This window comes from Mesorhizobium sp. M0166 (assembly GCF_040322255.1).
GTDB lineage: Bacteria > Pseudomonadota > Alphaproteobacteria > Rhizobiales > Rhizobiaceae > Mesorhizobium.
Window position 1 is genome coordinate 93,734 of sequence record NZ_JAMYTD010000022.1, and the last position, 13,630, is coordinate 107,363.

Sequence of the window (13,630 nt, forward strand, 5' to 3'; positions counted from 1 at the left end):
CGGTTTTCCTTGGAGCCGTTGGTGCATTTCCTGAAGGCAACCAGGCGGGAGTTTACGGTCGAGTTCGGCCGATTTATCGAACAGGCGGATGGTGCTGCGCAATCTGAACAGTTGTTCGACCTGTTATCTGATTTTGCTCTGATTTTTGATTGTCCGTGGACCGCCTATGGCCTTCTTGCATCGGACCAGAAATGTTGGAAGCCGGTCCGACGTAATCCGGCGGTCATGCTGAATTATCCTGATGAATGGCAGAAGCGCTATTTCGAAAAGGGCTATGACAAGATAGACCCCATCATCAAGACGAGTCGACAGCGGGCAGGAGCCTTTCGATGGAGCGAGGTTTACAATGACGCACGCACGACTGAAGACGAACGGCGCGTCTTCGATGAAGCCGCGGCGTATGGCTTAAGGTCAGGCATTAGCATTCCATTGCATGGCCCTGATGGCAGCTTTGCGATCATAAGTTTTGCTCAATCCTGGCACCGCGAATTCCAAAATAGAACAATCACCTACTTGCAACTTGCCGCGTTCCATTTTCATCTGAAGATCGCGAAATTCGCGAATTCGAGTAGCAACGAGGAAGCCTCTACTCTTTCGCCAAGAGAAATAGAGTGTATTCTGTGGACAGCGAGAGGGAAAACTTCATGGGAAATAGGAAAGATTCTGGGGATATCAGTAAATACCGTTAATTTCCATATAAAAAACGCAACGCGAAAGTTGGATGCGTCCAGTAGAATGCTCGCGGCTATAAAGGCCATAAACTTGGGAATCGTCGAACTATAGGCGTCCTTTTGTTGTCGTACAAATGCGTCAAGCGGTCATTGAAAGCACTCACCAGGTGATGCGGTTGACCGCGCTCTTGCGGCCAGCCACTGCAGGGCGGCCCACGAGCGACTGGCAAGCTTAGCGAGCTCGGCTGCAAGCGGTAGCTATGATGCCGTTCGACTTTACACGAAGCGGTGGATGCAGCCACGAGGATCGGCTTCTACAGAAGCCTATGTGCCGCTGTTTTGATACCCTCCGGCGAAGGCCGCCTTGCGAGAGGATGGCACGGTAGCGAGGCTGCGCTCTTAAGGTCGTCCTTACGAGCGAAGTTAGCAGCACAGCATAAGCCATATGAGGTTATTGACCGGGCCGGAGCGGCGGCGTCGCTGGAGTGAAGCGGATCAGTGCCGGATACTGGCGGCGGCATTCGCGCCCGGGGCCACAGTGGCGGCGGTGGCCCGTCAGTACGATGTCGCGACCAGCCTGATCTACAAGTGGCGCCGCACGATGAGAGCCCGCGAGACGGGCTTTGCCGAACTTGTCGTGGCTCCCGATGAGCGTGTCGCCGTTTCGCGGCCGGCGGCATCCCCAGCGGTGATCGAGCTGGAGGTCGCCGGCAAGGTGCGGCTGCGGATTCCGCTGACCACGCCGCCAACACTGGCGGGGCGGCGATGGTGAAGGCGCTGGGCGTTTCATGATCCCGGTCCCGAGCCAGGTGCGGATCTGGTTGGCGGTCGGCCGGACCGATATGCGTCGCGGGATGCAAGGCCTCGCTCTGCAGGTTCAGGAGACGCTGGGCCGGGACCCGCATGCCGGCGATATCTATGTCTTCCGCGGACGCAGCGTGCAATTATCGACATTCTGCATATAGTTTCCGCTTTGCGACGGTTGCCTATCGCTGGCATCCGTTGTTTGGGAGCACGTTGCAGGTTTCGCCATTTCGTCGTGGGAAGGCGTTGACGTGCATCTACACGGAGGAGCGTCCTGACCTTTGCCGCGAACTCCCGAATTGGATGTTCGACGCCGGCTACTGCGCGGGCATGACGCTCGGGCGACCCGAAATCGGCATCGAGGGTCTCAATGAGTTGACGATCGTCCTGACGGCGCTCGGCGCGAAGCGCAAGCAAGGCGCACAATCCCGCCCTTCAAGGAAGAAGGAGAGGGTCGGTGCGAAGAAGCCGATATCACAATCGCGCGCAGCTCATCCTGCAGCTGGAGCGTCAAATTCCTCATCCGCCAGTGGGCAAAAACACAAAGGGACTGGTCGAGACATTGGCCGACCTTCTGCTGGAAGCGCTGGCGGCCGAAGCGGATAGCGTATTCCGACGAAGCCGGCCATCGATTCCGATTTGAAGCCGGCCGGTCATTCCGATTTCAATCCGGCCGGTGTTCCGATTTGAAGCCGGCCATTTTTCGGACTGATCCTGGGTCTCGTTGATGTTTGGATTGGGTTTCGTTTCAGGTCAAGCTTGAGCTGTTTCAGACGCTCTTGGCGAGCGCTGTTTTCGCATGCTTTCACCGGTGAGATCGATGCGATAGGCGTTGTGAACGAGGCGGTCCAGGATGGCATCGGCCAGAGTTGGGTTTGCAATGATCTCGTACCAGCGATCCAGAGGCAGCTGACTGGTGACGATTGTCGATCGGCGTTCGTAGCGGTCTTCAATGATCTCAAGCACATCACGCCGCTGGTCATCATTGAGTTTTTCCGGTCCCCAGTCATCGAGAATGAGAAGGTCGGTTTTGGCAAGTTGCTTGAGGATCCGGCCATAACGTCCGTCGCCTCTGGCAAGGGCAAGAGTTGCAAACAGCCTGGGAACGCGGTGATAGGCGACGGAGAAGTCTTCGCGGCAGGCCTTGTGGCCGAGAGCGCAGGCCAGCCAGCTCTTGCCCACGCCCGCCGGCCCGGTGATGAGAAGACTGTGATGCTTTCTGATCCAGTCGCAGCCGGCGAGCGCCATGAACAGATTGCGGTCAAGACCGCGTGCGGCACGGAAGTCGGCATTCTCAATCTGTGCGTCATGGCGCAGCTTTGCAGCCCTGGCGCGGGCTTCGAAACGCTTCTGGCGGCGCATGGTAGCCTCGCGCTCAAGCAGCATGGCAAGCCATTCGCCATGCTCGAGGCCGCGTGCTTCGGATTGTGCGTCGAGCTCCTGGAAGGCGGTGGCCATGCCATGAAGGCCGAGTTCGCGCAGCATGTCGATGGTGGGATGGATAAGCATTGGTGTGTCTCCTCAATGAAAGTAATCAGGGCCACGCAGATTGGCGTGATCGACGATGGCGGTCGGTTCGGTGGAATGCCTTGCGGCCTTGTGATTGGCGATAAGCGAGGCAATGCTCTTGCAGTTCAGGCCACCGATCTCGACAGCGCGGGCTGACACAGCTTCGGCGCGATCGCGTGTGACATCGCGAAACAGGCGCAGGACACCCAGGCATGTTCGAAAGCCTTGTTCAGGATGTGGGCGGCTGGCGAGGATTGCGACAATCAAGCCTTCCGTCTCGGGGCCGACGGATGCGGCCCAGCGACGGAAGCGATCTGGCGTCCACTCGGCATAGCGCCGGTGGGAGCTGGGCATGTGATCCGGATCGGTTCCATGGCGAGGACCGCCATAGCGGCGCTGATGCACCGCGACGCGCTTGCCGCGGTGGAAGATCTCGATGGTGCGTGCCGTTGCTCTCAGATCGACCTGCTGGCGAATGAGGCTGTGCGGCACGGAATAAAAGAAGGTCTTGAACTCGACGTGGTAATCCGTCGAGACGCGGGCCAAACGCCATTCGGCAAACTCGTAATCCTCCAGTGGAAGACTGGCCAAAGCCGGGCGCTCGACACTCTCGAACAGCTGCCGGCGAGTGACGCCCAGCCGGCGCATGACGTGATCATTGATGCGATCGAGTGCCTGGCGAATGGCGGCATTGGCCTCGGCCAGCGAGAAGAAGGTCTGATTGCGCATCCGCCCCAGAATGCATGATTGGGCGAAGCGGACGCCGTTCTCGACTTTGGATTTGTCCTTCGGCCGTCGCGGCCGTGCCGGCAGGACACCGACACCATAGTGGGATGCCATCATGCCGTAGCTGCGGTTGATCTCGGGATCGTAGAAACTGGCGCGGCTGACGCCAGACTTCAAATTGTCGGGAACGACCAACCGGGGAACGCCTCCGAAGAAACGAAACATCCGAACATGCGAGCCGATCCAGTCGGGAAGTGTTTGTGTCCATGTTGCTTCAGCATAGGTGAAGCTGGATGCGCCGAGCACTGCCACGAAGATCTCTGCCTCGCGGATCTCACCGGTCTTGCGATCAACAATCGGGATCTTCTTGCCGGAATAGTCGACGAAGACCTTGTCGCCGGCCGCATGCTCCTGGCGCATCGTCGGCGAAAGCCGCTGCTCGAAACTGCGAAAGAGTTCGCAGAAGCGACTGTAGCCGTATCCTTCGGGATGCGACCCACGATACTCCTCCCAGAGGATGAGCAAGGTGACACCGGGCTTCTTGAGCTCGACGGCAAGATCGGCCCAGTTTGGTTCTGTGCGTCTTCTCGTGCCCTGTTTGACGCCGTTGCGAGTGAAGAGTTTGTTCTCGAGCGCATCGTCGGTCAGTTCGCCCGGCAAGGGCCAGCTCAATCCAACCGCCGCTGCGCGCTGCAGATTATCCTGCACCGTGCTGCGCGCTATTCCCAAGACGACGGCAATCTCGCGGGAGCTGGTCCCGCTTCCGGCAAGCCGCAGCATTTGTCGTAACTGTCTCATGGTCAGCCTTCTCTTTGCCGGCATCAAAATCTCCCCGTTCATCGCGGGGCATTTGATGCCAAAGTTGCTGACCCAGGAGGTAATGTTCAGTGCCGAAAACTGGCCGACTTTTGATTGGAATGGTGGCCGGCTTCAAATCGGAATGGTGGCCGGTCTTTGATCGGAATGGCGGCCGGCTTCACGTCGGAATCCGCAGCGGATCAGGGAGGCGGTGATGAACCCGAAGATCACGCCTGATCACCTCGCCCGCTCGGCGGTAGTTTACGTTCGTCAATCGACCATGTCGCAAGTGACGGGCAATCTGGAAAGTCAGCGCCGGCAGTATGACCTGGCGGGAGCCGCAGAAGCGGTCGGCTTTGCATCGGTGACGGTGATCGACGACGATCTTGGCCGCTCGGGGTCCGGCCTGATGCAGCGACCCGCCTTTGAGCGGCTTGTCGCCATGGTCTGCTCCGGCGATGTCGGTGCGGTCTATTGCATCGAGGCGTCACGACTGGCGCGTAACGGACGGGACTGGCATCATCTGATTGACTTGTGCGCGCTGGCCGGCACGCTGGTCGTCGATCCGGATGGCGCATACGATCCGCGGCTCGTCAACGACCGCCTGCTGCTTGGGCTGAAGGGAACGATGTCGGAATACGAACTGAGCCTGATGCGACAGCGCGGCATCGCCGCCCCTGACTCCAAGGCCAAGCGTGGGGAGTTCCGCTTCATGCTTCCGCCAGGCTTCTGCTGGAGCGAGGCCGATAAGGTCGAGATCGATCCTGACGAGCACGTGGCCGACACCATCCGGCTGGTCTTCGCGAAGTTCCGCGAGTTGGGCAGCGCGCGGCAGGTCTTCTTATGGCTGCGATCGGCAGACATTAAAATGCCCGTGGTCCGGCGCAATGTCGAGGTTTGCAAACTCGTCTGGAAGCCTCCCGCCTACCACAGTGTCATGCAGATTCTTCACAATCCGCTTTATGGCGGCGCCTACGCATTCGGCAGAACGGCGCAGCGGACACGGATTGTCGAGGGGCGCGCCCGTAAGGCCAGCGGCTTCAGGAAGTCTCGCTACGAATGGCATGTGTTGTTGCGTGACAATCATCCTGGTTACATCAGCTGGCAGGAATACGAGGAGAATCAGAAGCTCCTGCTCGAGAACGCGCATATGAAGAAGAACTGCGCGCGCAAATCTGCACGTGGAGGCCGCGCCCTGCTCACGGGATTGATGGGTTGTGGGCGATGCGGACGAATGATGCGCGTCTTCTATGGCATGGCGAAAGGCAACGCCCATCACTACCAGTGCCGCGGCGATGATGCCCATGTCGGCGCTGGCCTGTGCATCGGCATTGGCGGTCTGCGGATTAATCGCGCCGTCGCCCTGCAGATCCTAGAAGCCGTCTCCGATCGTGCCGTGGAAGCCGCGATCTTTGCTTCGGAGCAGGCCGAGCGTTCGCGAAAGGACATCGTTGCCGCCGTCGAGCGGGAGCTGGAAGCAGCCCGATACGATGCCTCGCTGGCCGGGCGTCGTTACGAACTGGTCGACCCCGCCAAGCGCCATGTCGCACGCGAACTCGAGGCTCGCTGGAACGATGCGTTGGACCGCGTGGCCACACTGGAGCGCCGGATCGCGGAGCTGTCGGCTCTGTCGGCGACACGCCCAAAGGTCGATCGCGCCCGTTTGCTTCAGCTTGCCCATGATCTACCGGCGGTATGGAACGCACCCTCAACCGACACTCGGACCAAGCAGCGCCTTATCCATATCCTGGTTCAGGAGATCGTATGTGATCTCGATGAGGCGACCAACGAAGCCGTGCTGCTGATCCATTGGACCGGCGGGCGTCACACCGAGGTGCGTGTTGCCCGCGTCAAGACCGGCCGTTGTCCAGATATGGCGCCGAGCGCCGTCGAAGCACTGCGCAAACTCGCCGGACACTGGCCGGACCGCGAGCTTGCCGTATCGCTCAACCGGATGCGCTGCAAGACCGGCGATGGCGAGACCTGGACGACGGTGCGCGTGCGCGAAATGCGCGAGCGGCTCGGCATACCCGGATACGATCCAGCCAAGGCTGATGGCGAAATGATCAGTCTGATGAAAGCCGCCGAACGGCTTGGCATCTGCGTCAGGTCCGCGAAAAGCTTGGCTCTCAAGGGCGTCCTGCCGGCGAAACAGATTCTGCCCGGTTCGCCCTGGCTGGTCCCGGTTGAAGCACTCGCTTCAGAAGCGGTGCGCATAGGGGTGCAAGGTATCGTCGCTCGTCCACCGAAGTTCTACGAGCAATATCAATACGATAAAGTCGTCCGACTGCCCGGACTCTGACAAGGGGGATGCATTATGAAACGAACTGCGGCAATCTGACCAAGATTATCTGGCATGATCGGCTCGGCATGTCGCTGTATGCAAAACGGCTCGAGAAGGGCCGGTTTCTATGGCCGTCGCCGGCGGACGGTACGGTTTCCATATCAACGGCGCAGCTCGCCTACATGCTCGACGGGATCGATTGGCGCAACCCGCGCCACACGTTCCGCCCTGAGCTCGCGGGCTGAGTTTTTCTTTGAGTTTTGCGCCATTTTCCGCGAGTCAGCAGGCGCGTTTTATGATTCACTCCAGGGCATGGTTGCCCCCGCCCAGGATGCTGTTCCGGACGATATTGGCGCGCTGAGAGCAGCGATGACCGCGGCGCTGGCCAGGGCCGAAGACGAAGCCGCCCGCGCTGCGCTGGTCGAGGCCGAACTGGCGGTCGCCAGGGCCAAGGCATCGGATGATGCGGCGCTGATCGCACATCAGGATCTGACGATCCGCAAGCTGCAGCGGGCGCTGCATGGTCAGAGTTCTGAACGTTCCGCCCGCCTGCAAGACCAGATGGAGCTCACCTTCGAGGAACTCGAGAGCACGGCGACGGAAGACGAGTCGCCGCCGAACAGGCCGCGGCCCGGACGACCGAGGTGGCGCCTTATGTGCGCAAACGACCGGCGCGCCAGCCATTTCCCGAGCATCTGCCGCGCGAACGCGTGGTCGAGCCGGCGCCGCCGCTTGCCATTGCTGCGGCGGCCATCGGCTGCGCAGGCTGGGTGAGGATATCACCGAGACCTGGAGGCGCGGCAATGGAAGGTGATCCAACACGTGCGGGAGAAGTTCACCTGCCGCGACTGCGAGGCGATCAGCCAGGCTCCGGCGCCGTTCCACGCCACCCCACGAGGGCTGGGCCGGTCCCGGCCTGCTGGCGATGATCCTGTTCGAGAAGTTCGGCCAGCATCAGCCGCTCATCCGGCAGGCTGAACGCTATGCCCGCGAAGGCGTGCCGCTCAGCCTGTCGACGCTCGCCGACCAGGTCGGCGCCGGCGCCGCGGCGCTGATGCCGCTGTTCAAGCGACTCGAAGCCGATGTGCTGGCCGCGTCACGTCTGCACGGCGACGATACGACGGTTTCGGTCCTGGCCAAGGGCAAGACCGATACCGGCCGATTATGGACCTATGTGCGCGATGACCGACCGTTCGGCGGCGCCGATCCGCCGGCGGTGGTGTTCTACTATTCGCGCGATCGCCGAGGCGAACATCCCGCGGCGCATCTCGCCGGCTGGAGCGGCATTCTGCAGGCCGATGCCTATGGCGGTTATGGCGATCTCTATGCGACGGGCCGTCAGCCGGCGCCTGTTCTGGAAGCCAGCTGCTGGGCCCACAGCCGGCGCAAAGTGTTCGAGCTGGCCGATATCGAAGCGGCGGCGCGCAAGAAGGCACACGGCGAGAAGCCCAACCTGGTCTATCCGCTAGCGGTTGAAGCCGTGAAGCGCATCGGTGCCCTGTTCGATATCGAACGCGAGATCAACGGCCTGTCGCCAAGCCAACGCCACGCCGTGCGCCAGGAGCGGAGCCTGCCGCTGGTCACCGAGCTCGAGACCTGGATGATCGAGTCGCGCGACAAGCTCTCGCGCGGACACGATCTGTCCAAGGCCTTCAACTACATGCTGCGCCGCTGGTCATCCTTCACCCGGTTCCTCGACGATGGGCGGATCTGCCTATCCAACGATGCAGCCGAGCGAGCCCTGCGCGGCATCGCGAAGACCGATTCATTATGCACCTCCTTTTCAAATGGCGGAAAACAGCGATTCTTGGTTGTCGTCGTGGATGCGACGCGGAGTATTGCGCGCCAAATCGGCCTTGATCCGTTCGTCTTCGAGGTCGCTGGCGCGGATCTGGTAGGGCGCGCCGCGCATGACCTGCTCGGCGGGCAAGAGGCCATCCCTGATGAACCGGCGGATTTTGACGTGCGAGACTCCAAGCCGGGCGGCCGCGTCCGACATGGTGAGCCACTCGCCATTCTTGTCGGAAGAGCGATAGCCGCTGATCTTGTGCACCGTGCGCAGCGATTGGACGCGACGCGCGGTCCAGGTCTTTCCCTGACCGGTCTGCATGCCCATGCGGTTGAGTGTGGCAGCGATTTCGGCATCCGACCACCGGGTTGCCATGGATCGCATGATCGCCAGAGCCTCCTCAGGCGTACGCTGGCCATGCTCTCCGGATTTGGGCTTGCGAACCCGTACCTGCGAGTGCTGGCCTCCATGCCAGTGGATGGTCAGGATCACGTCGCGCGCATCGTCATCGACATCCGCCACGATGTCTTTGATGAGCGCGCGCAGCAGTTGCTGACGACAGCGCATGTCGACACCCGGCGCATTCCAGGTGGCCTCGAGATCCTGGGCGAGGCCCGTGAAAGCCGGGCCTCGCAGGTCTCCACGCGCCTGAGCGTGGCTTCCCAACTCCTCTCGAGCTGGGCCGCAATAAGCCGGTTCTCCGGGTCGCAAGCGGCATAGCGGCGCTCGGCGAGCGATGCCTCATAGCGCGCCTGCTGCAGGTCCATCTCGATCATCTGCCGCTTGGCTTCGCTCTCCAGCTGCATCCGTTCAGCCTCCAACGCCGCTTCGATCGCCATCGGCGCAACCGCCTCCAGCGCTTCGCGGGTCACCGCCGCGTCGGTGCGAAAGCCGTTGAACGACATGCATCGCGCCTGGGCCATCATGAGGTTGCCGCGCTCGCAGCGATATACCGGATAACCTTGGCCGCGTCCGGCATACATGACAACCAGTCTTCGCCCGCATCGACCACAGGAGATGAGACCGGGAGCAGCGCGCGACCGCCGCGGCCCGACTTGACGCCGCCGGCTTTGCCATAAGCGTTGGCCGCGAGCAGTTCCTGGTTCCGTTCGTACTCGCTCCATCCGATGTAGCCTTCGTGATGGTCGTTGAGCACCACCGCCCACTCGCTAGCCGGCTTGTAATGGCCATAGCTCTTGCGAACGCGGCCTTCGACGATCTCAGTGCGCTTCTCGCTCTTACCATAGACATAGGCGCCGGCGTAGAACGGGTTCTTCAGGATCGAGATCACGTTGCGATAGCGGATAGGCACCCAGTCGAAGGACACCATCTTCTTGCCGTCCGAGGGTCTGGGAAAATGCACGCCGTCATCGATCATCGAGATCAACACTTGCCGCGCACTGCCGAGTTCGCGGAAACGCGCGAAGATCAGGCGAATAGTCTCCTGCAGGCGCATGTCGGGATCGAACCCGAGACCGTAATCGCGGTGCCAGACATAGCCGAAGGGCACGGAGATGCGCAGTTCCCCGCGCTGTGCCTTGGCGCGGGCGGCCTCGTACATGCGGGCACGCAGCACGCCGAGCTCGAACTCGCTGATGCTGCCCTTCATACCGAGCAGCAGGCGGTCGTTCGGCAATCCCGGATCGTAGACTCCGTCCAGATCGATCACGCCTGCATCGACTTCGCCGCACAACTCGAGCAGCCGATGCCAGGCCCATTGTGCGACAGACGGGACGCTTCCAGGCAAAGCACGGCGCCGACCTGGCCGGTGCACAGATCGTCGACCAGGCGCTCGAAACCGGGCCGCTCGACGGCCCCGCTTGCGGTTCGTCCCAGATCCTCGTCGATCACCTCTACTTTGCGGAATCCCCAGCGCCGCGCGACGTCGACAAGCTCATATTGCCGACGCTGGCTCTCGAGGTTGAGCTGGACCTGCGCCTGAGTGGACTGACGCACATAGACGACGGCCTTGCGCTTGAGGACGGCAGTCGGAATCAGATTACCGCTCGTCATCGCAGCTCTCCTCCTCCGTTGCCACGCCGGCGGCGGCCATCAGTACGTTGGCGAGCCGGGCGATCACTATGGTCTGTTGCGCTGAACTCAGCCCGTTCAGCTTCTCCGAGTCGAGCGGCAAGCTGAGTTGCGAACGACCACGAGAGATCGTGTCGGGGGTGGCAGGGTTCTCATGTTGCGCCTCCGCGATGGTGAAACCATCCGAAGAGCCTCGCCGGAAACGGCGTTCGATCAAGAGCTTGTGCAGCTCAAGCAGCGCGGCAAGCGATACGCGCGGGGGGCCCAGGTCCATCGCCGCGCAAGCCACGGGATCAATCATCCAGGCCGGAGCGGCAATGACATGCCCGGGCGCGACGACGAGATGAATGATCCGGCCGTTGGCGCGCTCTTGGCTGTTCTCGCAGCGAAGCCGACGTCCGAAATACGGGTGCCAACGGTAATGGATCTCGACCTCCTGCCCAACATGGGCAGAATGACCCCGAGATGGCTCTCGGAAGAAAGTCCTGGCTGTTCTGCGGTTCCGATCGCGGCGGACAGCGCCCGGCCGTTCTTTACAGCCTGATCGTCAGCGCCAAGATGAACGATATCGACCCGCAGGCCTGGCTCGCCGACGTCCTCGCCCGACTGCCCGCCTATCCGGCCCATCGGATCGATGATTTGCTGCCGTGGAATTGGAGATCGTAAGCGATGTTCCGACGGCACCTTTCGGGGATCGGCGTGAAGGACGATGTTCGGAGCCTTTGAGGGCTTCGACATATGACGATTTCAGAGTTTACGCTTAAGTCGAACGATTTGGAGCCGGTGCGCCGGTTCGAGGTGTTCACGGGCTCCGGCCGGCGACGCGAGTGGCCTCCAGAGGAGAAGGCGCGGATCGTTGCGGAGAGCTACGAGGCTGGTGAGACGGTTTGTGCTGTAGCTCGCCGATATGCGCTTTCCCCGCAGCAACTGTTTGCCTGGCGCCGAGCTGCGCGTCAGCCCTCGGCAGAGGCGACGGCATCAGAATCTCTGTTCGTTCCTGCGGTGGTTGCAGCGTCCTTGCCGGAACCGGTGGCGCAGCGCCCAGCACGACCACGGAAGCAGAAGACGGTCCGCGACGCCGGCGTGATCGAGCTTGAGATCGACGGTGTCGCCATGCGCGTTGGCCGTGGCGCCGATACCAAGACGGTGGCTGCGGTAATCCGCGCGCTTAAGGCAACGACGTGATCGGGCCGACGGGTGCGGTCAAGGTAATGGTGGCGACAAAGCCAGTCGACTTCCGCAAGGGTGCGGAGGGGCTGGCGGCGCTGGTGCGCGAGACGATGGGCGCCGATCCGTTCAGTGGGGCGGTTTACGTCTTCCGCGCCAAGCGGACGGACCGGATCAAGCTGATCTTCTGGGACGGCACTGGCGTCTGCCTCTATGCCAAGCGTTTGGAGGATGGGGAGTTCCGCTGGCCGAAGGTGCATGACGGCATGATGCGGCTGACGGCCGCGCAGCTCTCGGCGCTGCTCGAAGGTCTCGACTGGCGGCGCGTCCATGAGGCGCGCCGGACCCGTGTTCCAGCACAGGCCGGCTGACCCGCGACGAAGTGAATCAGCCGGGATTCCGCTGTCGCGGGCTGTCGGCGAATATGGTCTGATCCGGTCATGGCGATGACGGCGGACCAGCTTCCCGACGATCCGGATGCGCTCAAGGCGATGGTCCTGGCGCGCGACGTCGAGAACGCCCGGCTGATCCAGATCATCAAGGAATTGCAGCGCCACCGCTTCGGCCGTCGTGCTGAGACGCTCCCCGAGGATCAATTGCTGCTGGGGCTCGAAGAGGCCGAGCAGATCGAGGCCGCCGGTGACGAAGAGCAGGCACAGACCGCTCATGGCGAACGTCAGGCGCGTGTCGCAAAGCGCCGAGCGAACCGGGGCGTGCTGCCATCCCATCTGCCGCGCGTGGAGATGGTGGTCGACATCGAGGACCATGCCTGCCCGTGCTGCCGCAATGACTTGCACCGGATCGGTGAGGATGTGAGCGAGCGGCTCGATGTCGTTCCGGCGCAGCTGCGTGTGATCGTCGTGCGCCGGCCCAAATATGCCTGCCGCGCCTGTGAGGATGTGGTCGTTCAGGCTCCCGCGCCGGCGCGGCTGATCGAGGGTGGTCTTCCGACCGAGGCAACGGTCGCCCAGGTGCTGGTCTCCAAATACGCCGATCACTTGCCGCTGTATCGTCAGGCGCAGATCTATGCCCGGCAAGGCATCAATCTCGATCGCTCCACGCTCGCCGACTGGGTCGGCCGCGCCGCCTGGCACCTGCGTCCGGTGCATGAGCGGCTGCTTGGCAAGCTGAAGACCTCACCAAAACTCTTCGCTGACGAGACCACGGCGCCGGTGCTCGATCCCGGCCGCGGCAAGACCAAGACTGGGCAGCTCTGGGCCTATGCCCGCGATGACCGACCATGGGAGGGGAGCGACCCGCCGGGCGTCGCCTATGTCTATGCGCCGGACCGAAAGGCCGAGCGGCCGATCGCTCATCTCGCAGGATTTGGCGGAATCTTGCAGGTCGACGGCTATGGCGGCTATCGCGTGCTGGCCGAGAAGAGCGGCGTGACGCTCGCCTTCTGCTGGGCACATGTGCGCCGGCGCTTCTATGAACTGGCGGCAGCCGGTCCCGCGCCGATCGCCAGCGAGATGCTCAGACGGATCGCTGAACTCTACAAAATCGAGGACAGCATCCGTGGCCGATCGGCCGACGAGCGCCGCGCTGCGCGTCAGGAAAAGAGTACTCCAATCATCGCGGCACTCGACCCATGGCTGCGTGAGAAGCTCGGCCTGATCAGTCGGAAGACCAAGCTCGCAGAGGCAATCCGCTATACGCTCTCACGCTGGGAAGGCCTCTCGCGCTTCCTCGAAGACGGCCGCATCGAGATCGACAGCAACACCGTCGAGCGCTCCATCCGTCCGATCGCGCTAAACCGCAAGATTGCGCTCTTCGCAGGCTCTGACGATGGTGCTTCATACTGCTCATCCCGTCATGCTGTTGAAAGATCGAGTAGATTTGGCTGGCGCT

16 protein-coding genes and 2 pseudogenes are annotated in these 13,630 nt (G+C 62.0%); 11 read left to right on the plus strand and 7 right to left on the minus strand.

Features of this window, described 5'->3' with window-relative positions; all coding sequences use genetic code 11:
• The first annotated feature begins 21 nt into the window (after window positions 1-21).
• From NKJ46_RS22485 to tnpB (NKJ46_RS22495), 3 genes are all read left to right on the plus strand, one after another.
• Window positions 22-783: a LuxR family transcriptional regulator gene (locus NKJ46_RS22485; RefSeq protein WP_352667721.1), complete on the plus strand. Its 762-nt coding sequence runs from the start codon at window positions 22-24 to the stop codon at window positions 781-783.
• A gap of 333 nt (window positions 784-1,116) precedes the next feature.
• Complete coding sequence (gene tnpA, locus NKJ46_RS22490; protein ID WP_352667723.1) at window positions 1,117-1,443, plus strand: IS66-like element accessory protein TnpA; 327 nt, start codon at window positions 1,117-1,119, stop codon at window positions 1,441-1,443.
• A gap of 82 nt (window positions 1,444-1,525) precedes the next feature.
• Window positions 1,526-1,636: an IS66 family insertion sequence element accessory protein TnpB gene (gene tnpB, locus NKJ46_RS22495; RefSeq protein ID WP_352667741.1), complete on the plus strand. Its 111-nt coding sequence runs from the start codon at window positions 1,526-1,528 to the stop codon at window positions 1,634-1,636.
• Between the two features lie 592 nt (window positions 1,637-2,228).
• Here tnpB (NKJ46_RS22495) and istB read toward each other — a convergent pair.
• Entirely contained in the window at window positions 2,229-2,984 is a 756-nt protein-coding gene (gene istB, locus NKJ46_RS22500; RefSeq protein ID WP_125007203.1) for an IS21-like element helper ATPase IstB, read from the minus strand.
• Window positions 2,985-2,996: 12 nt separating this feature from the next.
• The gene (gene istA / locus NKJ46_RS22505; protein WP_502903436.1) at window positions 2,997-4,508 is read right to left on the minus strand and encodes an IS21 family transposase; all 1,512 of its coding nucleotides are present in this window, start codon (window positions 4,506-4,508) and stop codon (window positions 2,997-2,999) included.
• Between istA and NKJ46_RS22510 the strand changes: the two genes are divergently transcribed.
• The 4 genes and pseudogenes from NKJ46_RS22510 to tnpC (NKJ46_RS22525) all read left to right on the plus strand — a co-directional run.
• Window positions 4,507-4,668, plus strand: coding sequence for a hypothetical protein (locus NKJ46_RS22510; protein ID WP_189556919.1), 162 nt, complete (start codon window positions 4,507-4,509; stop codon window positions 4,666-4,668). The genes istA and NKJ46_RS22510 overlap by 2 nt on opposite strands.
• A 54-nt stretch (window positions 4,669-4,722) precedes the next feature.
• Window positions 4,723-6,810, plus strand: a complete 2,088-nt coding sequence (locus NKJ46_RS22515) for a recombinase family protein (RefSeq protein ID WP_352667726.1) — start codon at window positions 4,723-4,725, stop codon at window positions 6,808-6,810.
• An 8-nt stretch (window positions 6,811-6,818) separates the two neighbouring features.
• Window positions 6,819-7,037 (plus strand): IS66 family insertion sequence element accessory protein TnpB, encoded by a 219-nt coding sequence (gene tnpB / locus NKJ46_RS22520; protein WP_352667728.1) that lies wholly within the window; start codon window positions 6,819-6,821, stop codon window positions 7,035-7,037.
• Window positions 7,038-7,104: 67 nt separating this feature from the next.
• A pseudogene (gene tnpC / locus NKJ46_RS22525) lies at window positions 7,105-8,548 on the plus strand (IS66 family transposase); the annotation flags it as partial.
• Window positions 8,549-8,575: 27 nt separating this feature from the next.
• Here the strand turns inward: tnpC (NKJ46_RS22525) and NKJ46_RS34770 are convergent.
• The 5 genes from NKJ46_RS34770 to NKJ46_RS22535 are packed head-to-tail and all read right to left on the minus strand — an operon-like array spanning window position 8,576 to window position 10,913.
• Window positions 8,576-9,148, minus strand: coding sequence for a helix-turn-helix domain-containing protein (locus tag NKJ46_RS34770; RefSeq protein WP_502903439.1), 573 nt, complete (start codon window positions 9,146-9,148; stop codon window positions 8,576-8,578).
• Complete coding sequence (locus NKJ46_RS34775) at window positions 9,070-9,564, minus strand: hypothetical protein (RefSeq protein ID WP_502903437.1); 495 nt, start codon at window positions 9,562-9,564, stop codon at window positions 9,070-9,072. The genes NKJ46_RS34770 and NKJ46_RS34775 overlap by 79 nt, the downstream gene beginning before the upstream one ends.
• Window positions 9,504-10,355, minus strand: a complete 852-nt coding sequence (locus NKJ46_RS34780; RefSeq protein WP_502903440.1) for a recombinase family protein — start codon at window positions 10,353-10,355, stop codon at window positions 9,504-9,506. The genes NKJ46_RS34775 and NKJ46_RS34780 overlap by 61 nt, the downstream gene beginning before the upstream one ends.
• Window positions 10,247-10,594, minus strand: a complete 348-nt coding sequence (locus NKJ46_RS34785) for a recombinase family protein (protein ID WP_502903438.1) — start codon at window positions 10,592-10,594, stop codon at window positions 10,247-10,249. The genes NKJ46_RS34780 and NKJ46_RS34785 overlap by 109 nt, the downstream gene beginning before the upstream one ends.
• A complete protein-coding gene (locus tag NKJ46_RS22535; RefSeq protein WP_352667745.1) occupies window positions 10,581-10,913 on the minus strand; it encodes a hypothetical protein in 333 nt (110 codons plus the stop codon). The genes NKJ46_RS34785 and NKJ46_RS22535 overlap by 14 nt, the downstream gene beginning before the upstream one ends.
• A 164-nt stretch (window positions 10,914-11,077) precedes the next feature.
• Here NKJ46_RS22535 and NKJ46_RS22540 point away from each other — a divergent pair.
• The 4 genes and pseudogenes from NKJ46_RS22540 to tnpC (NKJ46_RS22555) form a co-directional block, all read left to right on the plus strand.
• Window positions 11,078-11,278: pseudogene (locus tag NKJ46_RS22540) on the plus strand (transposase domain-containing protein); the annotation flags it as partial.
• 72 nt (window positions 11,279-11,350) lie between these two features.
• The gene (gene tnpA, locus NKJ46_RS22545) at window positions 11,351-11,797 is read left to right on the plus strand and encodes an IS66-like element accessory protein TnpA (protein WP_352667730.1); all 447 of its coding nucleotides are present in this window, start codon (window positions 11,351-11,353) and stop codon (window positions 11,795-11,797) included.
• Entirely contained in the window at window positions 11,794-12,150 is a 357-nt protein-coding gene (tnpB, locus tag NKJ46_RS22550) for an IS66 family insertion sequence element accessory protein TnpB (RefSeq protein WP_023709031.1), read from the plus strand. Before tnpA (NKJ46_RS22545) ends, tnpB (NKJ46_RS22550) begins: the two co-directional genes overlap by 4 nt.
• Before the next feature lie 69 nt (window positions 12,151-12,219).
• Window positions 12,220-13,630, plus strand: a 1,411-nt coding sequence (gene tnpC, locus NKJ46_RS22555) for an IS66 family transposase (RefSeq protein ID WP_352667733.1), incomplete at its 3' end; no start/stop codon positions are given.

What these genes read in the sequence shown, in the direction of transcription:
- tnpB (WP_352667728.1), top strand. Translation starts at nt 6,819, where the DNA reads ATGCATTATGAAACGAACTGCGGCAATCTGACCAAGATTATCTGGCAT.
- NKJ46_RS34785 (WP_502903438.1), bottom strand. Translation starts at nt 10,594, where the DNA reads ATGACGAGCGGTAATCTGATTCCGACTGCCGTCCTCAAGCGCAAGGCC.
- tnpA (WP_352667723.1), top strand. Translation starts at nt 1,117, where the DNA reads ATGAGGTTATTGACCGGGCCGGAGCGGCGGCGTCGCTGGAGTGAAGCG.
- NKJ46_RS22510 (WP_189556919.1), top strand. Translation starts at nt 4,507, where the DNA reads ATGGTCAGCCTTCTCTTTGCCGGCATCAAAATCTCCCCGTTCATCGCG.
- NKJ46_RS22535 (WP_352667745.1), bottom strand. Translation starts at nt 10,913, where the DNA reads ATGATTGATCCCGTGGCTTGCGCGGCGATGGACCTGGGCCCCCCGCGC.
- NKJ46_RS22515 (WP_352667726.1), top strand. Translation starts at nt 4,723, where the DNA reads ATGAACCCGAAGATCACGCCTGATCACCTCGCCCGCTCGGCGGTAGTT.
- tnpB (WP_352667741.1), top strand. Translation starts at nt 1,526, where the DNA reads ATGCAAGGCCTCGCTCTGCAGGTTCAGGAGACGCTGGGCCGGGACCCG.
- NKJ46_RS34770 (WP_502903439.1), bottom strand. Translation starts at nt 9,148, where the DNA reads ATGCGCTGTCGTCAGCAACTGCTGCGCGCGCTCATCAAAGACATCGTG.
- NKJ46_RS34775 (WP_502903437.1), bottom strand. Translation starts at nt 9,564, where the DNA reads ATGTATGCCGGACGCGGCCAAGGTTATCCGGTATATCGCTGCGAGCGC.
- istA (WP_502903436.1), bottom strand. Translation starts at nt 4,508, where the DNA reads ATGAGACAGTTACGACAAATGCTGCGGCTTGCCGGAAGCGGGACCAGC.
- istB (WP_125007203.1), bottom strand. Translation starts at nt 2,984, where the DNA reads ATGCTTATCCATCCCACCATCGACATGCTGCGCGAACTCGGCCTTCAT.
- tnpA (WP_352667730.1), top strand. Translation starts at nt 11,351, where the DNA reads ATGACGATTTCAGAGTTTACGCTTAAGTCGAACGATTTGGAGCCGGTG.